Origin of the sequence: Virgibacillus profundi, from assembly GCF_002287375.1 — a bacterium.
Taxonomy (GTDB): domain Bacteria; phylum Bacillota; class Bacilli; order Bacillales; family Amphibacillaceae; genus Virgibacillus_K; species Virgibacillus_K profundi.
Map to the genome: position 1 here is coordinate 556533 of NZ_NPOA01000001.1, position 25484 is coordinate 582016.

Sequence of the window (25484 nt, forward strand, 5' to 3'; positions counted from 1 at the left end):
CTCTCAACTTCGATGCTACTTCTCTCAACTTTTGCGCTGCTCTCATCTGAAGTCCCAAAATTTACGATAAAAGCCTTAAATCATAAATCATCAAACCCATTCAAATCACTTGTTTTTGTATATTGTCTTGATTTTTGTTCAAAGAAATCTGTTTTTGTTCCATCAAAATTATCCACATATGCACGGATCCATTTCATCGGGTTATCCACATGCTCTGTGTATATCTCATTTAACCCCATCATTCGGAGCATTTTATTAGCACGGTATTTTATATAGCCTGTCATTTCATCTAAATCAATTCCTTCAACATCACCCAGTACATAGCGGGACCACTCATTTTCAAGCTCTACGGATTCTTTAAAATGCGCATATACCCAATCTATAAATTCACTCGTATTATATTCCGGGTTTTCTGCCAATGTTGCACGAAATAGTTCGGAAATAAATCGTCCATGCTCCAGCTCATCACGGTTGATATAGCTAATCATTGTTGATGTGCCAACCATTTTATTATGCCTGGCCAGATTATAGAAGAACGCAAACCCTGAATAGAAAAACATTCCTTCAAGCAGTGAAGTGTACACCAGCGTTTTTAGGATATTTTCAATTGTCGGCTCTTCCACAAAATTATTATATTGCTGAGTAATATTTTCATTTCGTTTAAGCAGAATCGGATCTTTTCTGCCTAGCTGGAAGGATTCATTTTGTTCATCCAGTGAAACAACTGATGATAATACATAGGAGTAGCTTTCATTATGAACCGCTTCCTGCTGTGCAATGACCGCCATGATCGATTGTACAGACGCATCTGTTGCATATAATGATAAAAGCAGTGCTGTTCTTGTTTGCGGTGCATCCAATGTGGATAACAATCCAATTATTTTTAAATAGGCTTCACGCTCAGATTCCGTTAATGTGGAAAACTGTTTCACATCCCCTGCCATATTAACTTCATCAGCCTGCCAGTAGTTACCCACAAGCCGTTTGTACATTTTATACCAATGTGGATAAGCTATATCATTCCAATTTAAAATCCCGCTCGATTTCCCACCAAATAGAGCTGTTGATTTATTTGGATTACGCGGTTCCAATGTCTTCGCTTTTTCAAGCAGTAATTTTGGCATCCTCTAACACTCCTTCGACCCATTCTACTACGATTTGTTCCTGGCTTCCCCGGGGAGATTGTTCTATTTTCAACCCACTCCATTTACTCTCATAAAACTTCACCAACTTATCCACAGCTTTACAGAATAGAGCATCCCCACCAAATTGGGTGTCTCCTGTCCCAAAAACAGCGATATCTTCCGGCTTATACCCAATTTCCAAAACAAAGTCCTTTATCTCATCCGGTGTATTCCCCATATCCCATGTGAATGTTCCAATAAAAATGTAATCATATAAAGAAGCATTAATTGGTAGATCAATCCCAATACGGTGCATTTCCACCTGAATAGACTCATTGGATAAGTGGCTGGATATGATTTCAGCAACCTCTTCGGTGTTTCCGCTATACGATAAATATGCTATTAAAATATTCAACTCTCACACCACTCACATTCTTCGACATCATTGGAAGTTGATCGAACATAATACGTTGTCTTCAATCCCTCTTTCCATGCCTGCAAATGAAGATCAAGCAGTACGGATGCTCTAATTGTATTTGGTACATAAAAATTAAATGATATACTTTGGTCAATATGCTTTTGTCTTGCCGCATTTTGTCTAACAGACCATCGCTGGTCGACAATATATGCAGATCTGCGATAAATATCATATGTTTTATGCGTTAAGTCAGGTGCCGTTGTTGGAATTTTAAAGTCCTTCTTTTCCTCATTGTAAAAAGGCTTGAAAACAGGATCAATACTTGCTGTCGAACCAGCAATCATTGAAGTAGTTGAATTAGGAGCAACAGCCATTAAATAGCCATTACGCATTCCATTTGCTTCCACCTGTTTTTGCAGTGTGGACCATCTTTCATCGTTATAGCCTTTCACTGCAAAATATTCACCTGTACTCCAGCTACTTCCTTCAAATGCCGGATAGCTTCCTTTTTCCTTACTTAATTCCATGCTATTTTTTATGGTTAAATAGGCAATTTTTTCATAAAGATCATCAGCAAACTGTACTGCATTATCGGATTCCCATTTAATATTTTCAAGTGCTAATAGGTGATGCCAGCCAAATGTTCCGAGTCCGATCGCTCGATATTTTTGATTGGTTAACTGTGTTTGTTTGATTGGCAATGTATTAATGTCGATTACATTATCCAGCATACGAACCTGAATTTTAATTAGTCTTTCAAGTATATTATCCGGTATCGCCTTACCTAAGTTAATGGAGCTTAAGTTACAAACGACATAGTCGCCCGTCTTATACTTCTTTACAATCGTATTATCATTTTCAATATACTCCTCGATAAATTCGGTTGGAGATTGATTTTGCGTTATTTCGGTACACAGATTGGAACAGTAAATGATTCCATTATGTTTGTTGCTGTTCATTCTATTCACTTCATCACGGTAAAACATAAATGGTGTACCTGATTCAAGCTGCGATTTCATAATTCTTTTCATAATATCTATTGCCAGCACTCTTCTTTTGGTAAGTTGATCTGATTGCACGCATTCGTCATACCTCCTTCGCCACTGGCCGCTTCCTTTTTCTTCATCATAAAAGTCTTCCAAGGAGTAGCCCATCACCTGTCTCACTTCATGTGGATCAAATAAATACCAGTCTCCTCTTGCATCGACCTGCTCCATAAACAAGTCCGGCAGGCTAACTCCTGTGAAGATATCATGGGCACGCATCCGGTCATCCCCATTATTTAATTTTAAATCCAGAAATGATTCAATATCCAAATGCCATACATCCAAATATATTGCGATGGCACCTTTTCTTGTTCCCAATTGATCTACATTCACCGCTGTATTATTGAGCTGTTTAATCCAGGGCACCACGCCACTGGACATCCCTTTATATCCTTTAATCGCACTTCCGCGGCTCCGGATTTTTCCCATGTACACACCGATTCCACCACCATTTTTGGATAGCTTTGCAATATCCGTGTTACTGTCATAAATGGATTGCAGGCTGTCATCAACCGTATCTATAAAGCAGCTTGACAATTGACCATGCGATTTGCCGGCATTTGTGAGTGTAGGTGTTGCAACAGTCATATACAAGTTGCTTAATGCCCAGTAGGCCTCAATTGCGAGTTGGATACGCTGCTGTGGATCCTCATCCTGCATCAAATACATGGCAATTACCATCCATCTTTCCTGAGGAAGCTCATAGATATTTTTATCATGATCTGTTGCCAGGTAGCGTGTTGCTATTGTATACAGCCCCAGATAATCAAACAGCAAATCCCGCTTTGGATCGATTTGCTCTGCAAGAAAATCTATGTCCACTTTCGAATATTTGGAAATTATATTTGTTGCATAAACACCTCTGTCGGTAAGTGTTTTGATTAAATCATAAAAGTTTCCATAGCGAATGTTAGCATCATAATTCCGGTTATCACCAGCTTCACGATAAAGCTCTTCTAAATAAATTCTGCTAGCCAGGTAAGTCCAGTTAGGGTTTGTCTCATCAATGTTTTCCAGCGCATTTTTCACCAGAATTTCTGTAGCCTTTGATATAGATAGATTGGGTGAAATTGCTTTTAATGATTTCTCTTTGAAATTTGCGGTGTTCAGTGATAGCTCTTTGGAAGCTCTGTCGATAATTTGAATGATTTCTTCCTGGTTGGTCGTCATTTTCGTGATCATAATAAATTCTCCTTTTATATAGATATGTATTGGGCTCTTTTCTGCTGAACTGTTTGGTTATTTAAGGTTGGTGCACAACTTTGATGCTACGATGCACAGCTTTGGCGCTGTAGTGCACGACTTCGCACTATGTCACTCAACTTTATTCATACCCCACAAAACTTAAATAGCCGTTCACCCAAAGGATGAACGGCTATAAAACGACAGAAATTTATGTATTTGCATCTCTATCGCTCCAGCTTCCCTCACCCCGGGGAAATGAAACTATAAGTTATGGCAGGTCTCCTGACTTGTGCTCCAACCTACTTGAGTCCTTCCCATAACGTTGCCTCATCAGCTATCGATACAGTGGAATTCCCGTTCGCTCACACATACAGTTGCGGGGGCAGTTTCGGATTTTTACCGAATTCCCTTTTCAGACATTTACATGTCACCTTAACTTATATCACTACATATAGTATTAACTTTCAGAAACAATAACAATATATTGTATTTTTAGACTAGCATATTCATTTATAGAATGCAACAGCCATCATTTTAAATTTCCAATTCTTCGGCAGCATTAATTCTGGAACTTTTCCAGTCGTGTAAAGAAGTCCAGCAGAAATTCATAAAATAATTTTTCTGTTGGGAGTAACTTACGGTCTTTTGGAATAACAACCCCTACCGTACGGGTAATATTTGGATCAATATTTGTCACTTTTACGGTAGCCCGTGGCAAATTATCCACTAAGGTAATCTCCGGCACAAGTGATACACCTAAACCTGCTGATACCAGTCCTTTTATCGAATCGATATCCTGTCCTTCGAAAGAGACATTTGGCTTAAACCCAATTTGTTGACAAGCATTTGTAATAAGATCACGAAGCACATATTCCTTGGGGAAAAGTACAAATGATTCTTCCCGCAGCTGATTCAGCTTCAGTGATGAGCTGTTAGCAAGTGGATGGGTTGCCGGTAATAATCCTACAATATTTTCGGTAAACAAAATGGCCCCTTTTAACTTTTTTTCATTCATCGGAAGCGGCCCGAGCAAAGCCATATTAATTTCCCCTTTTATAACTGCAGTCTTTAATTCATGATAAGATCCCTGATTTAATTGAAATTTTACATCCGGGTATTCTTCGCGGAAAGCAGAAATGGCAGTAGGCAAGATGTATGTAGCCAAACTGCTTGGAAAACCAATATGGATGGTCCCTTTTTCAGGGTCTGTATATTCATCAATTACCTGTTTCGCATCATCAATAACATGAATTGCCTGTTCCATATGTTCTAAAAAGATCCGTCCAATCGGTGTAAGGCGAACATTACGTCCCTCACGTATAAATAGATCCACACCTAATTCTGACTCCAAATTAAAAATTTGTCTGCTGACTGCGGATTGGGCTACATGCAAGGCGATAGCGGCTTCTGTTACATGTTCTCGGTTTGCAACTTCAATAAAGTATTTTATCTGTCTCAGTTCCATTTTCAACCACCTCATTACCCATTATCGCATATTGATATCAATTATATCTATTATTTATATTGTTAAGATTGATTAATTTTTGTAAAATTAAAATATACCATAATATAATCGACTTAATTTCAGAATACACATAGGAATCTATCGCAGATGAACAGCATGTTGTCTTTTATCTGCGATAGATTTTCAATTTTAAAGCAGGAGGTTCATTAATGAATTTGACTAAAGAGAATAAAAGCATAAAGGATAACGAAATCGTACTAGACTATATACAAAATATATATAAAACGGTAGTAGAACGAAACCCCTACGAAACAGAATTTCACCAGGCAGTTAAATTAATTCTTCAATCACTCATCCCAATTTATGTGAAAAACCCCACATATATGGAAAATGGTATACTGGAACAGCTGCTCGAGCCTGAACGGGTGATCATCTTTCGCGTACCATGGGTGGATGATGAAGGGAAAGTTCAGGTTAACAGGGGATTCCGTGTCCAATTCAATAATGCACTTGGGCCATTTAAAGGTGGGCTTCGCTTCCATCCATCTGTTAATTTAAGTATCGTGAAATTTCTTGGATTACAGCAGATTTTTAAGAATTCACTGACAGGTCAGCCGATTGGCGGGGCAAAAGGTGGCGCTGATTTCGATCCAAAGGGCAAGTCAGATAATGAAATCATGCGTTTTTGCCAGAGTTTTATGACAGAGCTTGCAAAACATATTGGCCCAGATGTAGATATTCCAGCAGGGGATATCGGAGTAGGGGCTAAGGAAATTGGATATATGTTTGGCCAATATAAAAAAATACGCGGAAGCTTTGAAGCAGGAGTTCTAACAGGAAAAGGACTTGGCTATGGCGGCAGCCTGGCACGTAAAGAAGCTACAGGGTATGGTACCGTTTATTTCGTACAGGAAATGTTAAAGGATCATGAGTTGTCCATTAACGAAAGCACTGTCATTGTTTCCGGCTCAGGAAATGTATCTATTTATGCAATGGAAAAGGCCATTAAATTAGGGGCTACAGTTGTTGCATGCAGTGATTCAAATGGCTATATTTATGATGAAAGTGGTATTAATCTTGATACTGTTAAACAACTAAAAGAAGTAGATAACGCCCGAATTTGTGAATATGTGAATATACATCCAACAGCTGAATATGTTGAAGAGTGTACAGGTATATGGTCCGTTCCTTGCGACATTGCACTACCTTGTGCAACACAAAACGAAATTGACGTTCAGGCCGCAGAACAGCTTGTTGCCAACGGTGTAAAAGCTGTCGCAGAAGGAGCAAACATGCCTTCCACTACAGAGGCAATTGAAGTGTTTATTCAAAATAATATTTTATTTGGACCTGCAAAAGCTGTAAATGCAGGCGGTGTCGCAGTCTCATCTTTGGAAATGGCACAAAATAGCATGCGGATGTCCTGGAGTTTTGAAGAAGTTGATGCTAAATTACAGGAAATTATGAAGACCATTTATCAAAACTGTGTAGATGCTGCTGAAGAATTTGATAAAAAAGGTAATTTAATCGTTGGTGCGAACATTGCCGGATTTAAAAGAGTTGCTGATGCAATGCTGGCACAAGGTGTTGTTTAATAAAGAATTAAAATGCCTGTCTCCCATAACTTCTTCACATTGGGAGACAGGCATTTATATTTTAGCCCCGCTTAACCCCTGATTAATTTGATACGTATTTTGTTGAAGAATAGTTCTACAATTAAAAAAGGCACTACATATTAAGAACGCTTTTGTTTCTTTCTAGAAGAATCAGCCTTTTTACTTCCTGTTTCCCTTCTTGTCGTCCCTTGCCCTTCTACCTCAGGGGAACTCAAACCATCAGTTACTGGATTAACTTTTCTTTTTTTCACTCTAATCACCTCCAACCTTATCTTTTCCTAAAAATAATTTAGATATGTTACCACGTATTACTACTGCAAATGCTTTGGTGGATTTGTATCATGTCTTTGTTGTTTCACTTCTGCAAATAAATCCTCATGATTGCTACTTTCGCTTAGCTGATTGTTTAACAGATTTAGTTGTTCCTTCAATTGAGTTAATTCCATTACTGAATTTAGCTGGTTTAGTGTTTGCTGAATATTATCTGCAAGCTGCTGGAATTCTTTTTTTGTTACAGGTTGTGCATCTTGTTTTAATACATAGCCTATTTGCCCGTTTGGCTCCAGAGTTGCCCACTGAACATCACTGACTTTCATAACATTTTGCTGCCGTAAATTCATTTCCAGTTGATCAACAGTGAGTCTCAGTTTTTTTAGATTCTTTTCCTGCAATATACCATTTTCAATAACAACCTTTGATTTACCTGTAATTAGCGTCTCAAAAAAATCCCCCTTGATTTGCGCATATTCTATTACAATTAGTGTTAGTATTAAAACCCCCCCGACAGCCAGTGTCATCCAAATATTTTCACCCGCTACAGGCTGAATAAGTAATGAACCGATACCAATCATAATAACCGTTTGAGCCAAAGTCATTTGGGAAATTGACTTTCTTCCAGCAATTCGCAGTAAAAGAGTTCCGGCAACTACAATGAGAATAGCCTTCCAAATCAAATCTAACTCCATGCAACACACCTCTTTTCTAAAATAACTTCTGAGCCTTAGTTTAACGAATAAGGGAGATCTTATTCTATGCGAAGTACGGGGCGCATCCTTAGAAGATTAGGTAATGTCCGTACATAAGCAAGAATGTCAATAGCTGCAAACTCTCCCCTTCCAACTCCCAAAATCACATTTCGCTGGAGATAGGCCTAAAGTATCTTTTTCAAATTTTTAGTATTTCTGAGGTGCGGAATTTGATACAATAACTACAGATATTTTAACTATCCCCTATTCTAGGGAGAAGGAGCGTGTTTAAAATAGACAGTTTTTTAGCTTTTTTATTAACACCAACTGGATTAATTCTGGCAGGTATTGTTATCATCATTATTATATTTATGACAATTTACAACCGCTTTGTGGCTTTACGCAACCGAACCAGGCAAGCTTTTAGGTCTATTGATACATATTTGGAGCAGCGTTTTGATGCATTGACGAAATTAGCAGATGCTGTAGCTTCTCATAATGAGCATGAACGTTCGACATATACGGAGCTCGCTGCAATTCGCTCAAACTACAAAAATATGACAGATGATGAAAAAGTGGCAGCATCCAACGAGGCTGAAGATTTAAAGGCACGGCTCAATGTACAGGTTGAGAACTATCCGGAGCTGAAGGCAGATGGGTTGTATTTGAATATGATGAAAACAACTACTGATATTGAGGAGAAGTTATCTGCCAGCAGACGCAGCTATAATGCAAATGCATACAAATTTAATACGATGCTGGATTCATTTCCTACGAACATATTTGGGAAGATGATGAATTTTAAGAAGGCTGAAATGTTTAGAGCAACAGAGGAAAAAAGAGAAGATATCGACCTCCGGGCAAGATTGAGAGGAATGTAAATGTTTCCCTCTTTTGAAAGTATTTATCCCAATCTCGGACCTGTACTCGAAGTAGCTCAGGAAGCTCGCGCAGAAGCAAAAAGGAAAATCACCCGTAATATTATGATCATCCTAATCATGTGGGCTGTTTCTGTAGGGGTAATGTTTATCACTCAAAACTCGAGCATCGGGGGAACATTGATCTTCATCGCTTTCCTCAGTACATTTTTATTTATTGGTTTATCTGTACGTGCTGCGAAAGAGTTCCGCTCTACATATTCCCATAAAATAGTTGGAGCTTTGGTTACAGCAATGTTTGAAAATATCGAAGCCCCCGAGAATGAACCCGAATACGAGGCATCTGTAAAATTCATCCCAAATAAACGAATAGGGGCTAGTAGGGTCAGCACAAGTGGAATTGCCCCTCGTTTTGATAAAATAAAAGGGGAAGATTATATAAGCGGAAGACTTGGAGCAACAACGTTTGAGTTCTCTGAGATTGAGCTTATTGATATCGATTATAAAAAAGATAATAATGGCAATCGAAAGAAAGTTGAAAAGCGGGTTTTTAAAGGTATTATGTTTATAGCTGATTTTCATAAAGATTTCGATGGTGAAACATACCTAATTGATAAGAAGTTTTTTGATAGTGAAAGATTTCTTTTAAAATTCCAGGGAGCATTTGAAATTGAAATGGAGGATATAGCCTTTAATAAAGCCTTCCGGACCATGACAACAGATGATATCGAAGCCCGATATGTTCTTTCATCCAATCTAATGGAAAGAATTATGGAATTTGAGAATCAATCAAAGGATGAGGTCGAATTATCCTTTAAAAATTCAAAGATGTTTATCATGCACAAGTCACGCAAAAATCATTTTGAAGGTAAACTGTTCGAAAATAATGATGAGGAAACATTAAAACAAATTTATACAGATTTCCGGACATACTTTGACATCGTTGAAGAATTCCGACTGAACCGCAGAATATGGAGTAAAAGCTAGTTAGATTTTTGTTAGTTTAGGCGTGGAGTAGACTACTATTGGACAGCTTTAGAATGGTTTTGGGTAGTTTCTTGTCCTTGAGAAGCGTTCTATGCGACCGTTCGCACCTGTTTTCAAACAGTTCGGGCGTAGAGAGGTTGTAAAGGTAAAACATTGATCTACAGCGCTTTAAAACCCTTCCAGCCAAAACACAAGCTAGAAAAAAGGCACTGGTCACTATACAAAGTGATCAGTACCTTCCTTTTATCTAATCCTTCACAAGCTTACCTGATAATAAGATCGACTGATCAACAAGCGCCTGCATAGCATCGACACAATGCAGAGACACTTCTTCATTTAATTCCAAACAGGATAATTCCGTACAGCCCAATATGACGCAGGAGCAGTCTTCCTCATTTATCAAATTGTCGATAATCGTTTCTACTTCCGTAATGTTTACAGGCTTGTCCTCTTTAAAATTATAAATATTGTTCATCACTTGTTCCTGCTCCAAACCCATAGGAATAACAGGTTTGAGATTATACTCTGAACAGCCATTTTGATAGATTTCGCTATTAATTGTACCATCAGTAGCTAATATACCAACTTTTGCATTTCCCCCATATTTATCATGAATATATTTTACCGTTTCATCAATCATATTAATGATATTTACATCCGTCATTTCCTGCATTTCTTTTATAAAATAATGTGATGTATTACAGGGAATTGCTATATTGGAAACACCTGCATATTCAAGAATTTGAAAATCCTTTTTTACTGCTTTCAGGAATGCATTTTCCTTTTGTTCCAAAATAGCTTCTGTCCGGTCAGGGATTGTGGAATGGTTAAGAATGATCATATCAATATGGTCCTGGTCTTTTTTTGCAGCTGTATTCTCAATTACCTTCTCAAAGAAAAGAGAGGTTGCCATCGGCCCCATGCCACCAAGCACCCCTAGTTTTTTACCTTCCATTTTTAGCCCACCTACTTACTTTTCACAAAATACTTCTTGCTTTTTAATGCTTCAAATATAATTTCTGATTCATTAAATGGGATCTCTTGGTCACCAATAATCTGCGTTCTTTCATGCCCTTTTCCTGCTATAAATATAGTATCATTTTCATTACTTACTTCAACAGCATACTCGATCGCTTCTTTTCGATCCAGAAAGGTCTTATAATCCCCCTGATGCTCATCCATTGCGCCGGCTATTTCCTCGATGATTACATTAGGGTCATGCTGCTTCGGATTGTCGGAAGTGACAATGGATAGATCAGCATATTCTGATGCCACGCGCGCCATCCCATACCGTTTATCTCTTCCACTTTCACTTGTATCTGCATAAACACCAAACACTAATATTATTCTGCCTTTTACATATGGCTTGATCGTTGTTAAAGCTTTCTCCAAAGCATCTTCTGTATGTGAGAAATCGACCATGATTTTATAGTCTTTTTGTCGATATACTACTTCCATCCGACCATCAATTCCCCCAACTTCCTGGATTCCCTTTTGAATAACCGAAAGTGGAATATCATTACAATACGCACAAGCAATTGCTGCAAGACTATTATAGACATAAATAGCACCAGGCAGATTCACTTTCATGCGAATACTCCCCGCCGGTGTATTGACAGTATATGTAGTGCCTTCAAATGTATATTCGATATCAGTTGGGAAAATATCAGCACTGTTTTCGATTCCATATGTGATCAGTTTTGCTTGACGAACTTTAACGATATTAATCAGTTTTTGGCCATATTCATCATCCACATTAATCACATTAAAATCACTTGTCAGCTCAAATAACTTTGCTTTTGCAAAAAAATATTCTTCCATGTTTTTGTGCAGTTCCAGGTGATCTGGTGATAAATTCGTGAATATACCTATATTGAATTTACTGTATGCCACACGGTCCAGATTCAAGGCATGTGATGATACTTCCATAATACAGCTGTCCACCTTTGTATCATTCATTTTGGTGAAAAATTGCTGCAGATTCAGTGACTCCGGTGTTGTGTTTTTATTTTGGATCAGCTTATTATTAATCATTGTTCCAATCGTACCAATTGATCCGACAGATTGATTCGCCTGTTCAAAAATAGATTTTATAAAATAGGTTGTTGAAGTCTTGCCATTCGTGCCCGTTAAACCAATGACATTCAATTGATCAGTTGGATTATTATAGAAGTTTGCTGAAATCCGTGCAAGGGCATTTCTGGAATTGGGAACCTGTAAAACAGCAATACCTTCAGTTATTTCTATTTCTTTTTCCAGAATAATGGCAGCTGCACCCTGTTCAATCGCTTTATTAATAAAACGGTGTCCATCTACACTGAAGCCTGATATCGCAACAAATAAACTACCTTCGACTACTTCTCTGGAGTCATATGCGATTCCAGTGATGTCCATCTCCATATTTCCTTTAATTTTATTAAACTCCATATCCTGTACTACTGAGGTTAATAACATTGTTTCAGCTCCTCAACAAACACTATTTTGATTAGCGTTTTCCAATTCTTTTAAAGACTTTACTCAAAATAATTCCTGTATAAGCAAATGCCGGTTTCGGGTCTTTCCAATCCCAAATAGCATAGGCTTTTGGCCTAATCAGAGACTTAATAACATTCATGACAGAAAGCTGACCTGTTTTTATATAATCCCGAATTGCCAGCATATCCTCATACCCATACCAGAAAGCTCGGTTTGTTGTTTCTTTTAAAGCTGTTGGGGCAAGCGGAGCACCAGTCAATTCCATATAAGTTATATAAGGGATATTCATGCCTACCTTAGCTAATAAATCATTTAAATTCGTTATTCTTGCATTAATTTCAATCAGATAAAAATCGCCAGTCTCTGCATCTTTTTTGAATTCTATTTCGGCAAAACCTTTGAATTTAATAGCTTCCAGGAAATCAGAGGCCTGCTCCACAAGCTCAGGGATATATTTTTGTACAGTGTATACTGATGCACCGAAATTAATCGGATATTGACGGAGTTTTTGACATGTAACCCAATGCGTAACTTTCCCGTCCTGGTTTAGATAGGCGTCAAATGTATGCATATGGTCATCAAATCCTGGAATAATCCGTTGTACAATTACTTCCTCATCCGCATCCTTAGCCTGTTTCAAAGCATCATTCAATTCATCCATTGAATGAACTTTAAATAACTTCCTTCTGAATTTCTCTACAAAGCTTGGTGAATCCGTTGGTTTAACAAGACAAGGAAATTTAATGATAGTTTCTATTTTTTCAGCAAAATCATCTTCGTCCACGCGTATCGTTTCAGGTACTTTAATACCTTTTTCGACTGCTAAAGCTTCCAGCGTTTCCTTATTCATTACCTTTGTATATAACCCCTGCTCCGTTTGAGGAATGAGATAATATTCCCGAATCCTGTCTAACTGAGTATCCAGTACTTCAACATATGAATCATGACATGGGATCAGCACAGGCTTTGCGTCCTGTTTTTTTGCATAATCTATTAATGCATCGATAAAGTTTTCAGAGTCTTTTTTATAATGTGGAACAATTATCTTTTCCGAGCAATATTTTGACTTTGCCCCATATCTTTCCTCTTCAGAATAGTCGGCAGCAACTGTATGTATTCCGTACATGCCAAGACATCTAATCGTACTTAATCCTATATAATAATTATTCCCTAAAATTACGGCTTTATTATTCATGTAATCGCTCCTTGAAAGTGAAACCAATGCTACATTTAATGATAGTCATTTGTAATTGTTTTGTATATTGTAAACCAATAAATTATACCATATTTAGCATGAACTAACTAGCATTAGTTCGCCTTAGACCTTTCGTATGAGCTCGTCTTTTTATGGCTTGCGTCTCAACTCATTATCTTTTTATATAATTCGCATAATTCATTAATTAAGACACCAATTTAGTGTATAATGTATATAGATTATATCAAGCCATAGATACATATACATCATTATATAATCAATTTGGGGGGATAACCGTTGGGGAAGACAAAGCATACTGGTCCAGTTAAATTGTCAAAAAAGCCAAGCCCTGACTTATGGGTAAGTAAAGTTCCTTTTGGTTTGGGAAAAATAAAACCACATCACATTCGAGATACAATGAAGGTAGTTTGGGATAATAAAGACAATCTCCCATATGCCACCCGTATTTTAACACAAGGTGTCTGTGACGGCTGTGCATTAGGAGTTTCTGGATTAAAGGATCAAACATTGGCAGGTCCTCATATTTGTACGACACGTTTAAATGTTCTTCGTTTAAACACAATGTCTCAGGTAAAAGAAGATATTTTACATGCAGATATTGAAGATTTGAGAAAAATGAGCAGTACAGAACTTCGGAAGCTGGGAAGAATTCCTTACCCATTAATCCGCAAACCTGGAGAACGAAAATTCAGTCGTATCTCATGGGACGATGCGTTAGATAAAATAGCTAATAAAATGAAAACGCTTAATCCGAAACAATCCGCTTTTTATTCTACATCACGGGGAATCACCAATGAAGTTTATTACACACTTGGTAAAGTAGCACGCTTTCTTGGAACAAATAATATTGATAATGCATCACGGATTTGCCACTCTCCATCCAAAACTGCTTTGAACCGATCTGTTGGAATTGGAGCATCCAGCTGTAATTACAAGGATTGGATTGGCACAGATGTCCTTGTCTTTTGGGGATCTGTCGCAGCAAACAACCAGCCTGTTTCCACAAAATATATGTATGCAGCCAAGAAGAAAGGCACAAAAATTATTATCATCAATCCATACCACGAACCCGCTATGGATAATTATTGGGTACCATCCATAGCAGAATCCGCATTATTCGGTACTAAAATAGCGGACGATGTGTACCAGGTGAATATTGGTGGGGACATTGCCTTCATGCACGGAATAATGAAGCATTGGTTTGATATGGAAGCACATGAACTTGGATCAGCTATCGATCATGAATTTGTGAAAGCACATGTAAATGGATTGGAAGAATTAAAAGCAAAATCCACCTCCTATGATTGGGAGCAGCTTGTGAAATCATCCGGCATTTCGAAAGAACAAATGATTGAACTGGCAGAACTGCTGGCTAAATCCAAATCAGCCGTGTTTGTTTGGTCAATGGGACTTACACAGCATCGGTTCGGAACGGATAATATATCACAGGTTGCAAACCTTGCATTATTACGTGGTTTCTTAGGACGGGAACATTGTGGTCTCATGCCGATCCGTGGCCACTCCGGTGTTCAGGGATCCGGAGAAATGGGTGCAGACCCCTTCGTCCTGCCAGGTGGTGGCATGAATGATTCGAACAGAGAACGAGTAGAAAAAATATGGGGATTTGATATTCCAAGTTGGCATGGAGACATTGTTGGGGTCTCCATAGAAAATGCCTTACTGTCTGAAGATCATGAACGAAAACTGAATTTATATTACATGTCTGGTGGTAATTTTCTGGAAACAATGCCCGATCCCGATTTTGTAAAAGAAGCCCTGGAGAATGTGGATATTCGTGTACATCAGGATATTATTTTTAATACATCTACATTTCTTGATGCCCGTGAAGCCGTTATTGTTTTACCGGCAATGACCAGATATGAACAGCCTGGGGGAGGTACATCTACATCCACAGAGAGAATGGTTTATTTCTCTCCGGAGATTAAAGGACCCAGAATTGAAGAAGCCCGTTCAGAATGGGAAATTTACATTGACCTGGCTAAGCGGGTGAAGCCTGAAGAGAAACAGCTGATTGATTTCAAGGATGCCTCTGAAATACGTGAAGAAATTGCAAAAACTGCACCTAATTATGAGGGGATTCAACATCTTAAGAACAGAGGGGATCTATTTCAATGGGGCGGTGCATGGCTTTGTGAAGATGGGATATGCCCAACACCCGACGGGAAGGGAAACCTTATTACTGTAGAATTACCTGAACTCCGCAAACCTGAAGGACATTTCTATGTGACAACACGCCGTGGAAAGCAATTCAACTCAATGATCTATGGTGAAAAAGATCCATTTAATGATGCTGATCGCCATGATGTTTTAATGAATGAATCCGATGGGAAAGTGCATGAAATCGTTGAAGGTGATGCTATCGTCGTTTTCAATCAGTACGGCACATTTAATGGACGTGCAAAGTTTGTTCCTTTAAAAGAAGGGAATATTGAAGTACATTGGCCTGAGGGAAATCCGCTTATTCCAAAAGGTGTTTACGAGGAACATGCAGGGATCCCGGAGTATAACACAGCCGTTATTGTAGAGAAAGCAGAAACTTATTACGCCCATAAAGATACGAAATATGTAGAGAAGCGTGTGGAAGAATTGGAAATGGAAGCTAATTAGAGGGTGAAAATAATGATCGAAATGAAGCAAAATGAATGGGAGGTTATTCGATTTGATGGCACCTCTTTATCCTTTGATGAGGAAGAGGTTGCTACCGAATTTCCTCTGACTGTCATGTTAAATGGAGAGGAATTCGCGACAATGGTCTGTTCACCATCCAACCTGCATGAGCTTCTGGTCGGATTCCTGGCTTCAGAGGGCATTATTCGTTTTTATAATGAAATTACGAAACTATCAATCGATGAGGATCGTGGCTTTGCTTATGTCGAAATAGATAAAGCGCTTGACACAATCCAACATGATCATTCAAAACGATTTATTGGGTCATGCTGCGGAAAAAGCAGACAGTTTTATTTTAAGAGTGATGTAAAAACTGCAAAAACAATCACCAGCCGATTGTCGGTTTCTGTAAACCAATGTGTGATGCTTATGAAAGATCTGCAAGCCAGGTCTGATCAATTCCTGAGAACGGGCGGTGTGCATAATGCGGCATTATGCACACCTGACGAAACCCTTTGTATTCGAACAGACATTGGAAGGCACAATGCATTGGATAAAATTTACGGTAAAATTTTAGAGGACAAAATTCCTTTATCTGACAAATTAATTGTTTTCAGTGGACGTATTTCATCGGAAGTTTTACTAAAAATATCGAAAATCGGTGTTGGTATACTTGTTTCCAAATCAGCCCCTACTGATCTTGCACTTAAATTAGCTAATGACTTAGGAATAACTACTATCGGTTTTGCAAGGGGAAATAAGTTGAATATTTATACACATCCTCACCGGATTATTGAAGTTAATGGGGAGTAAGTTATTCGTTTAGCTGTAGATAGAGGTCATGTAGATATTACTAGTTACTTTACCCGGATTCCGGTTATAGAGCCGCTCATTATAGACTTTTCATCTAACTTTTATAAAAAAAGCTGACCCAAATGGTATAGCACCATCTGGATCGGCTTTATTTGTTCATACTGGAGAGAAAATCACCTAATGGATCCTCATCCTCTTCTGGTTCTTCCTCAGCCTCATGATTAATTTCCAGCCCCTGAATATTCACATCATCCAGGTCCTGCTCACTTACCTCGGGTTTATAATCGCTTTCCTTAGAAACTGCTGCTTCCTGAAGGTACAGTGCTTCATCAATATTACTTGTATTACTGTTTAATGCTGCCAGCAATGTTGTCGCACGCATCGGATCATTTAATAATTGATACAAAATCGTTCCAATAAGTGCCTCGGAATGCTCGTGTTTTAACCAGCTCTTCTGTTCTTTCGTAAGCTGTTTAGGGAGCGGTACTGTGATCGTTTCCCTATCTTTTGCATACGTTTCATTTACTCCTTTTAATACAAAACCTGCAATCTCACTGGAAAAGTTTCTTCGTTCTGTTTCTTTCAGTTTCGTCAATTGTTTCAAAAGATAATCTGGTGTATCTGAAGGAACTCGAAATGTTATCGATTGCCCTCTTTCTATATTTTTCTTAGACATAGTCTCACCCTATTTTGCTTTTGCGGTCTTTTTATCTTCTTCCTTACTTTCATCATTTACTCCTGATTTTCTGACAAAATCCGTAACTAATTTATAATAGGCATTTGCCATCATCCAGATACTTTCATTCTCATCCTCAAAGAATTCAATGTTGTAGCCATCCAGCTTATTATTCAAGGCTTTGATATAATCCTTTAATACTGCTGAACCACCACCAACGAAATAGCATATCTCAGATTGTGAATTTTTCGCCCATACATTTCTCAGGAATCGGTATTCTTTCTTTGCAAGCTCAAGCAGAATATGATCTGTTATATCATGGACATTCGTTCTGCTACCTTTTACCATGATATGGTGGCGATCATTTTTCCTTGTAATAATATCAACCACATCACGACGGCTATCCAGTTCAACCCCATGTTTTGAACGGATTTCTTCACGAATTTCCTCCAGCGATTCAGATACACCAAGATTAAATCCTTGCGCTTTATCATCATCAACATTGCGATTACGAATCACAGCTATATCTGTAGACAATCCGCCAATATCCTGAATTAATATTTGCTTGTCAATTAATTCCTTATTAATTACTTTTAAATCGTTATCCATAATTAGATTTACATATGCTGCAAAGCCTTCCGGATAAACTTTTACTTCATCAAATTTAATATTTACTTTCTTGCCCTGATGCTGTGGCGTTACCAGAAATTCTACCTGGTGTACAGAGCCTAATAACTGGGATCTGTACCCTACATCCTTTCCTTCTTTTACCTCTCTTAACGGCAGGCCTGTACCTAGTGTATAGTTCGCATCAATAACGTCATCCTTTGATGCTTTAAATACCCCATTGCTTACGGCATCCAATGCTAATGATGCAAATAGCATAACTAGTGTCTGATCTTCCTCTGATTTGCTGCTACCTGGGTCAAGCTCTGTGGAATTATTCGTTTTTGTTGCTAGGTTACCAACACGATACACCGAATTATTTTCTTCGAGAGCAGGGGAGTGTACTCGAATGTGTATATTATCCAATACCTCTTTTTCATCCAGCTCTTCTATTCCAATAACCGGACGGTCCTCCATGTCCTGCGCAATTACATTCGGTATATATAACTCATTTTCCATTCTTCCAAAGTTTGCTTTTAAGGCATCATTTCCAACATCAACTGCTGCGATTCTTGATTTTGTCATAACTTGAAAAAACTCCCTTCTATAAAATATGTATCACTAATAGAATAATAGTTTCCAGCGAAATAATCAATCAGACTAATTACGTATTCTTTAACGTACACTTGTACACAATATGCAAACTGCTTCACGCCAGTATGTGTGCTTGTTTGTATACTTGCAAACTCTTTTGTAATCATTGTGTACACAATTTGTTTACAAGTGTACTAATTTGTATATAAATAAAACAGAGACAGAATTATCCATTTCTGTCTCTGTTTCGAGTCTATTTTAGTTAGAAAACTATCTATGAAATTGAATTATTTAATTCACTTCCACATTTATATCGCCAACATCAGTGTTTATTGTCACCAGATAATCTGACTGTTTTAGAACATAACTGCCCCTTTCACCAAATACAGTTACAGTACCAACCTCTGTATTCGCATTAAAGGAGGTATCAGAAGGAATTTCTTCAAGTACGATACTTACCCCTCCGACATTCGTTATAAGCTCCATATCATCTGTTATGGCCTCCGTTACAATCGTAATATCCCCAACATCATTTTTAACGTCAACTATTCCATGTGAATTCTTCAAAACAATATCACCAACAGCTGATTCAGCCTTTATATCATTCGCATGTACACCTTCTATTGTCATATCAGAGACATCTGTATGTACTGTTAGTTCATCAGTTTTAATTCCCGAAATGAGTGTGGAACCTACATTATTCCTTAAATTAATAGAATCATACAGTTTTTCCGGTAAAAACACATCTACATCCAATGAATTGAAATTAAAACCAAATTGTAGGAAATTAAATATCTTTATCCTTCCAATATCGATATGGAGCGTCTCAGAATCCTGTTCGATATCCACCTCTGTTTTACCAAACATTTTGGATTTCCCTTCCCAAATAACCTTAATATCGTTTGAATTGGTGGGCAGTATACTAATTGTTGCTACATCACTATTTAAATCAATGTTAGCAATAGATTTTGCTGAAAATGTCTCCTCCCCTTCTAATGGTTTTTTTGTAAAATAATTAATTGCAAAAAATAGAATCAAAATAACACCTATCACAGCAATAGTACTGAATAACCTACGCATTCAAACAACTCCATACCACTAATATACCAACTATGAAACTACACCATTCTTTATATAGATTAATCATTTCATTGTTATAATATGACCAAAGTTGGGAATTAAAAGATATTATTACACCGAAAAAAGTATTTTATGGTATTATTAAATAACTAGTAATTTTTACCTATATAAATGCCAAAGGAGATTAATCATGCTTCGACTAAAGGTCTTTATCATTTCAATATTTCTGGCCTCACTAATTGTCGCTGTTACTTCTGGGCCAATACTTATAGAAACATCATTATATGTGAAGACCCTATTATTATTTTGGGTGTTCTCATTCCTTTATTCACATCTAAGTATTGTCGTTAGAAAAGGCAATGTAAGTATGGATTATGGTATATACTACGGCCTTTCACTTGGCTTGTTTGCAGGACCGCTTGGACTATTCATATTTGAAACGATCTATCGATTCACAGTGTACTTAAGCAGGAAATGGTCTAAAACAGCTGATCCGGATGAGTTTTTACATACATTTTATAATATAGGTGCTTTTGCGCTTAATCATTCCATTGCTTATTACATGTTTATTACCTTACACCCATTCTTTCAAAGCATTCCTTTTGGTTTTTGGATCCTAATAATTTTACTGGTTATCATGGTCTCATTTTTGTCAGACACCTACCTGATTATCATACTATCCATCACAGGAGATATTAAATCACGGAACGATGCAATAGATTTCGTTAAAAGCAGAAGTCTACTGGATATGGGTAAAATCATATTCTCAAATGGTCTCTTACTTCTTTTTATTCAACAGCAAAATTGGGAAATGCTGATTGCTTTGTTTATACTTAATTATCTTGTCAGTCGCTCATATGTTGCAAAATCACAGAGCATGCAGCATAAAATTGAACGGGATAAATTTAAACAAATGGCCTATACGGACTTCTTAACAGAGGTATACAATAGAGCTTTTATGGATAAAAAAATGGATGAATACAATAACTCTGGTGAAAATATTGGAATTATTGTATCGGATATTGATACATTCAAAAATATTAATGATACATATAATCATGCTGTCGGCGACCGGGTGATCCAGCATTATGCCGCTACATTACAAAGTTATTTGGATGATGGTGATTATCTATTTCGCAGTGGTGGTGAGGAGTTTACGATATTTCTGAGAAACAGGGATTATCAGGAATGTATAGAATTAGCGGAGAAGATGAAAAGCGGTGTGGAAACTACCCCTGCTATGGCAGAATTTAAAGCTGAAAATATTTCTATCCCTTATACAGCTTCCTTTGGCTTGTATTATTATAAAACCAGCAACCACCTGGAGATAAAAAAAGCATATGTATATGCAGATCATCTGCTGCTTGATTCAAAGGAACTGGGTAAAAACAGGGTATCAGTGAAGAACGGATTGACAGATATGCCACTTTCTTTACGTTATAATTAGTATATAAAAACAGGACCCCTCGCCATGTGTAGTGAGGGATCCTGCATTTATTTTAAACTGCATTTTTCTTCTTTATTTGTTTACTTCTGAGTTGACCGCATGCTGCATCAATATCCGCACCATTCTCCCAGCGTACCCCACAATGAATACCTTGCTCTTTTAAGGTTTCAAAGAACGTCTGGATTGATCCAGTTTCACTGCGCTGATATTGATTATGTTCATCAACAGAATTGTATGGAATTAAATTCACATAGGCAAGATGACGATGATCTTTCAACAGTTTTGCAAGCTGAATTGCCTCTTCCTTATGATCATTGACATCCCGCAGCATAATATATTCATACGTAATTCGCCGGTTTGTTTTTTCCAAATAGTAGTCCACAGCTTTCATCAGCTTCTCAATTGGAAATGCTTTATTTATTTTCATAATCCTTGTACGCAGCTCATTGTTTGGCGCATGAATGGAAATTGCCAAATTCACCTGAATACCCGTATCAGCAAACTCATAAATTTTATGTGCAAGACCACTTGTTGAAACCGTAATATGTCTTGCTCCGATATTTAGACCTTTATCATCATTTACAACATATAAGAAGTCCATTAGATTTGTGAAATTATCGAATGGTTCACCAATTCCCATGACAACAATATGGCTCACACGCTCATCTTTTCCTTGTGCATCAAGATGTTTTTGTACATTCATGATTTGCTCAACGATTTCACCACTACTTAGATCACGGCTCTTTCTTAATAAGCCACTCGCACAAAATGTACAGCCAATATTACAGCCAACCTGTGTGGTAACACAAACCGATAATCCATAATTAAAGCGCATCAGCACAGTCTCTATTAAGTTTCCATCATCTAATTTAAATAGAAATTTGATCGTACCATCCTTGGATTCCTGTTTGATCTCCTCATCCAACGTATGCAGGACAAAACTTTCTTCCAATAAAGCGATCGTATCTTTATTTACATTTTTCATATCTGCAAAAGTCTTAACCCGCTTTTTATAAAGCCAATTCCATACCTGATCGACACGAAAACGCTGTTGCCCACGCTCCATCAGCCAGTCAGTTAATTGATCATATGTCAGTCCATAAATAGATTTTTTAGTCATTATATTACCCTCATTTCTTAGAAAACTTAGCTTGCCGCCAAGTCTTAGTTGCAAAAAAACAGTCTTCTTCATAATTTTTCAAGATAAATTAATTATATATCATTGCAATAAATCATCATACTATATTATTACATAATTATCAATGAAGCAAGGGAAATTAGGGATTCGTAGAGTAAATTGCAATATAAAATTGTGGCTCATCAGCGGACTTGGGGCATTTATCAGCGCATATCCTTATTCTATCAGCGGTTTTAGAGTTTCTATCAGCAAATTAAAGATAGCAACATTTTCGATGGCACAGCAAATCTCAGTTCTAAACATTAATAAGACCAATTAATCCCCTTTTAGCGTCGAAAGATTAATCTCCGGCGGGTTGAACAACCGGAACTTTAAAAAGGAAATGGCGTCACTGCTTCCCAATCCAGTACTGACATACTGTTTCGTTTCTTTATACTCCCATAGCCCTTTTACTCGATTCTGTGGCGGAAAAAAACTGTTAGGCTCATACCAAGGATCAGGTATGAATATCGCTCCATAAAAGGGGATCCGAATTTGTCCCCCATGGTAATGCCCAGCTATTATCAAATCAAAGTCTCTCCATATAGTATTGGCATCTTTTTCAATATAGTCTATTCTTAGATCAGGAACAGGGTAATGGTTAAGTGCAACCATTATATCTGACTCCTCTATAACGAGGTTTTGCATATCTCTCCACAGCTTTTTTTGATGTGTAAGATACTGTTCATCTAAGGTATAAGATGGGTAAACGACTCCATTGATTCCTCCAATACTTTCAGGATTTTCTATGATAGATAGCTCAAAATTGGTAAAATGAATGCTAACACCCTCAACCTCTACCGTGTCAATAGATTCTAAAAGCTGAACACCTCTCTCTTCCATACCTATGATAAATTCGCTTTTTCCAAATGTTGGTTCAACCTGGTAACTATCCGGGTCTGCATTTCCCGGCACATACCAGGCGTTTTCCTTTTTATCAATTCCTTCTAACAAGGAATAAAAAGGCTGATAGTTTGTGCTTTGTACACCATCCAGCATGTCACCTGTAAACACGATTGCATCATATTCAATAGAATTAATGGTATCTATCAATCTCTTTTGGTTTTTACCGAATTGTTTTTCATGTAAATCGGTAATTTGCAGGATTCGAAAATCTTCAAGCTGATAAGGGAGGTTATCTATATTTATTTCTTGTTCAGCTATAGTTATGCGGTTGTTGTCCCAGAGTGTATAAATAACAAACACAATAACAACGATTAAAATACCCACTATAATTCTTCCAACTACTTTTCTCACGACTAATCGCACTCCAATTCCTTTCTTACTTAATAGCCTCCAATTGGTTATGCAGTAAGTTACTAAACACACTTTTCTTTTCCTTGGAAAGCTGCGTAAATCCGCCCTTCTGAATGATTTCCCCATCTTCAAGTACAACAACCTGGTCTGCATTTCGAATCGTCGATAAGCGGTGAGCAATAACAATGATTGTCATCTTTCCTTTTAATCGTTCCAATGCCTGCTGAATTTTTGCCTCATTTTCTGTATCAAGTGAACTTGTTGCTTCATCTAAAACAAGAATAGATGGTTTTCTTAAAATAGCACGGGCTAAAACGAGCCGCTGCCGTTCCCCACCAGAAAGCTTGATCCCGCGATCACCAATGATAGTATCGAGTCCGTCGGTGAGTTTGTTTACAAATTCGGCTGCTGATGAAAAGTCTAAGGCTTCCCACATCTCTTCTTCTGTTGCATCGGCTTTTACGATTGATAGATTATCTCTGATAGAAGTATTGAAAAGAAATGGTTCTTGTGGAACGTAGCTAATCGACCTTCTTAAGGCTACTAAATTATCGCTGGATAATGCTACCCCATCGATTAAAACCTGACCTTTTTCGGCTTTATTTAATCCCATCAAAATATCGATTAATGTACTTTTTCCAGCACCGGATCTCCCAACAAAAGCTGTCATTTGATTCGTTGGGATCGTGACATTAATATTTTTCAAGGCGTAGCTGGCAGTTTGGTTATAGCGAAAATAGACTTGTGTACATTGAATACCTTGGTTAATTGTAAGTGGGGTAATATCAGTATTTGCTTCTGCGTCAAATTCTTGGGAATTTCTACACTCTTCCTGCATTGCTATCACCGCTCTAAAGGATGGAATCGTTGTTGCTATTTGTTCCATCGAGCTTTGAAGCCCTGCAACGCGTGGCCATAACCGTGAGAAAACTACAATAATTAACATGAGTTGAGCAGCCTGTGCATTAAACATCATTACTGCAAAATAGATAAAGATGGCGATTAAAACAGCAGATGCTACTTTATAGTATAATTGCGAAGTTAATTTTAACCTCGTATAATCTACTTGTTCTTTTTCTATTCCCTTCGTAATCCATACATACCAGTCTAATCTTGATTTTTCCAATGTATTACTTTTAATATCTTTTATTCCATTCATATGATCGGTAATTCCGCTAATATATTCTTTACCCAATTCGAAGTTTCTGTTCCCTAAAGCTAATGATCTTTTTAAAAATTTTCGATTAAAAAAGATGAGAACTAATCCACACAGTAGTACAAATGTAGTAACAGTAGAAGAGATAACAAATGCTAACCCTATTTGTATAATGGTAATTGTAAGAGATGAGATAAATTGTAAGACCGAATATGCACCAACACTGGAACGTCCAATTTCTGATGATAAAATATTTATAAAATCTGACTTTCTATTTCTAACGAAAAATTGCCAGTCAGCATATAATAATAATTTATAAGTTTCAAGACGCATAGAGTGCAAGAAGCCAAGCTGTATCATAGTATTTTTCAAGTTTAGCTTATTTTTTACAATATTTTGCCCAATCACAATCATGACAAAAATAGCTAATATAATAGGTAGCCCAATATTTGCTGGAATATCTTCCATAAAATCAAACATACTTAAAATCGGCACACCTTCTACTCCCATATCAACAATTCCACTCATACTAATCAACGGGACAAGTAATAAAATTGCTACACCATCCAATAAGCCTATACCAGCCATCGCAAATAAATTAATATAGACAATCTTCCCGGAGTAATTATGGATTTGTTTCAAAAAATATATAATTGGTTTCATTCGTATGTCCCC

General features: G+C 37.4%; 21 protein-coding genes and 1 riboswitch. Of the genes, 6 read left to right on the forward strand and 15 right to left on the reverse strand.

From position 1 onward, the window contains the following. Window positions 1–80 precede the first annotated feature (80 nt). The 4 genes from CIL05_RS02275 to gltC form a co-directional block, all read right to left on the reverse strand. Entirely contained in the window at window positions 81–1124 is a 1044-nt protein-coding gene (locus CIL05_RS02275) for a ribonucleotide-diphosphate reductase subunit beta (RefSeq protein ID WP_095653873.1), read from the reverse strand. Next, window positions 1105–1539 (reverse strand): flavodoxin, encoded by a 435-nt coding sequence (locus CIL05_RS02280; RefSeq protein ID WP_095653874.1) that lies wholly within the window; start codon window positions 1537–1539, stop codon window positions 1105–1107. Before CIL05_RS02280 ends, CIL05_RS02275 begins: the two co-directional genes overlap by 20 nt. After that, window positions 1536–3770 carry a ribonucleoside-diphosphate reductase subunit alpha gene (locus CIL05_RS02285; RefSeq protein WP_095653875.1) on the reverse strand — a complete coding sequence of 745 codons (2235 nt, stop codon included), beginning with the start codon at window positions 3768–3770 and terminating at the stop codon, window positions 1536–1538. Before CIL05_RS02285 ends, CIL05_RS02280 begins: the two co-directional genes overlap by 4 nt. A gap of 258 nt (window positions 3771–4028) precedes the next feature. Beyond that, window positions 4029–4223, reverse strand: a riboswitch (cobalamin riboswitch). A gap of 109 nt (window positions 4224–4332) precedes the next feature. Continuing rightward, complete coding sequence (gene gltC / locus CIL05_RS02290) at window positions 4333–5238, reverse strand: glutamate biosynthesis transcriptional regulator GltC (protein ID WP_095653876.1); 906 nt, start codon at window positions 5236–5238, stop codon at window positions 4333–4335. Between the two features lie 209 nt (window positions 5239–5447). On the opposite strand from gltC, the gene gdhA reads away from it, so the two are divergent. Next, the gene (gdhA, locus tag CIL05_RS02295; protein WP_095653877.1) at window positions 5448–6833 is read left to right on the forward strand and encodes an NADP-specific glutamate dehydrogenase; all 1386 of its coding nucleotides are present in this window, start codon (window positions 5448–5450) and stop codon (window positions 6831–6833) included. Window positions 6834–6973: 140 nt separating this feature from the next. Here gdhA and CIL05_RS02300 read toward each other — a convergent pair whose 3' ends face one another. Next, complete coding sequence (locus CIL05_RS02300) at window positions 6974–7105, reverse strand: YuzL family protein (protein WP_095653878.1); 132 nt, start codon at window positions 7103–7105, stop codon at window positions 6974–6976. 60 nt (window positions 7106–7165) lie between these two features. Continuing rightward, the gene (locus tag CIL05_RS02305; protein ID WP_095653879.1) at window positions 7166–7819 is read right to left on the reverse strand and encodes a DUF421 domain-containing protein; all 654 of its coding nucleotides are present in this window, start codon (window positions 7817–7819) and stop codon (window positions 7166–7168) included. Window positions 7820–8103: 284 nt separating this feature from the next. On the opposite strand from CIL05_RS02305, the gene CIL05_RS02310 reads away from it, so the two are divergent. Then, complete coding sequence (locus tag CIL05_RS02310) at window positions 8104–8700, forward strand: LemA family protein (RefSeq protein WP_095653880.1); 597 nt, start codon at window positions 8104–8106, stop codon at window positions 8698–8700. Next, on the forward strand, window positions 8701–9684 hold the full coding sequence (locus tag CIL05_RS02315) for a DUF3137 domain-containing protein (protein WP_095653881.1): 984 nt from the start codon (window positions 8701–8703) through the stop codon (window positions 9682–9684). A 247-nt stretch (window positions 9685–9931) separates the two neighbouring features. Here CIL05_RS02315 and cuyB read toward each other — a convergent pair whose 3' ends face one another. From cuyB to CIL05_RS02330, 3 genes are read right to left on the reverse strand one after another with little or no spacing between them, the layout of a single operon-like run. Beyond that, window positions 9932–10639, reverse strand: a complete 708-nt coding sequence (gene cuyB, locus CIL05_RS02320) for a cysteate racemase (protein WP_095653882.1) — start codon at window positions 10637–10639, stop codon at window positions 9932–9934. Between the two features lie 11 nt (window positions 10640–10650). Then, window positions 10651–12138, reverse strand: coding sequence for a UDP-N-acetylmuramoyl-L-alanyl-D-glutamate--2,6-diaminopimelate ligase (locus tag CIL05_RS02325; protein WP_095653883.1), 1488 nt, complete (start codon window positions 12136–12138; stop codon window positions 10651–10653). A 31-nt stretch (window positions 12139–12169) separates the two neighbouring features. Beyond that, a complete protein-coding gene (locus CIL05_RS02330) occupies window positions 12170–13354 on the reverse strand; it encodes a carboxylate--amine ligase (protein WP_095653884.1) in 1185 nt (394 codons plus the stop codon). 297 nt (window positions 13355–13651) lie between these two features. On the opposite strand from CIL05_RS02330, the gene CIL05_RS02335 reads away from it, so the two are divergent. Both CIL05_RS02335 and fdhD read left to right on the forward strand, forming a co-directional pair. After that, window positions 13652–16003, forward strand: a complete 2352-nt coding sequence (locus tag CIL05_RS02335; RefSeq protein ID WP_095653885.1) for an FdhF/YdeP family oxidoreductase — start codon at window positions 13652–13654, stop codon at window positions 16001–16003. 21 nt (window positions 16004–16024) lie between these two features. After that, window positions 16025–16816 carry a formate dehydrogenase accessory sulfurtransferase FdhD gene (gene fdhD / locus CIL05_RS02340; protein ID WP_240510090.1) on the forward strand — a complete coding sequence of 264 codons (792 nt, stop codon included), beginning with the start codon at window positions 16025–16027 and terminating at the stop codon, window positions 16814–16816. A gap of 148 nt (window positions 16817–16964) precedes the next feature. Here fdhD and CIL05_RS02345 read toward each other — a convergent pair whose 3' ends face one another. The 3 genes from CIL05_RS02345 to CIL05_RS02355 all read right to left on the reverse strand — a co-directional run bounded on the left by CIL05_RS02345 (window position 16965) and on the right by CIL05_RS02355 (window position 19772). After that, window positions 16965–17492, reverse strand: coding sequence for a hypothetical protein (locus CIL05_RS02345; RefSeq protein WP_095653887.1), 528 nt, complete (start codon window positions 17490–17492; stop codon window positions 16965–16967). A gap of 9 nt (window positions 17493–17501) precedes the next feature. Beyond that, window positions 17502–18683 (reverse strand): ParM/StbA family protein, encoded by a 1182-nt coding sequence (locus CIL05_RS02350; RefSeq protein WP_095653888.1) that lies wholly within the window; start codon window positions 18681–18683, stop codon window positions 17502–17504. 300 nt (window positions 18684–18983) lie between these two features. Further along, complete coding sequence (locus CIL05_RS02355) at window positions 18984–19772, reverse strand: DUF4097 family beta strand repeat-containing protein (protein ID WP_095653889.1); 789 nt, start codon at window positions 19770–19772, stop codon at window positions 18984–18986. 190 nt (window positions 19773–19962) lie between these two features. On the opposite strand from CIL05_RS02355, the gene CIL05_RS02360 reads away from it, so the two are divergent. Continuing rightward, complete coding sequence (locus CIL05_RS02360; RefSeq protein ID WP_095653890.1) at window positions 19963–21219, forward strand: GGDEF domain-containing protein; 1257 nt, start codon at window positions 19963–19965, stop codon at window positions 21217–21219. A 52-nt stretch (window positions 21220–21271) separates the two neighbouring features. On the opposite strand, the gene rlmN is transcribed toward CIL05_RS02360, so the two are convergent. From rlmN to CIL05_RS02375, 3 genes are all read right to left on the reverse strand, one after another. After that, complete coding sequence (gene rlmN, locus CIL05_RS02365) at window positions 21272–22339, reverse strand: dual-specificity RNA methyltransferase RlmN (RefSeq protein WP_095653891.1); 1068 nt, start codon at window positions 22337–22339, stop codon at window positions 21272–21274. 333 nt (window positions 22340–22672) lie between these two features. Further along, on the reverse strand, window positions 22673–23653 hold the full coding sequence (locus CIL05_RS02370) for a metallophosphoesterase (RefSeq protein ID WP_165769022.1): 981 nt from the start codon (window positions 23651–23653) through the stop codon (window positions 22673–22675). Between the two features lie 25 nt (window positions 23654–23678). After that, window positions 23679–25472, reverse strand: a complete 1794-nt coding sequence (locus CIL05_RS02375; protein WP_095653893.1) for an ABC transporter ATP-binding protein — start codon at window positions 25470–25472, stop codon at window positions 23679–23681. Window positions 25473–25484 lie beyond the last annotated feature (12 nt).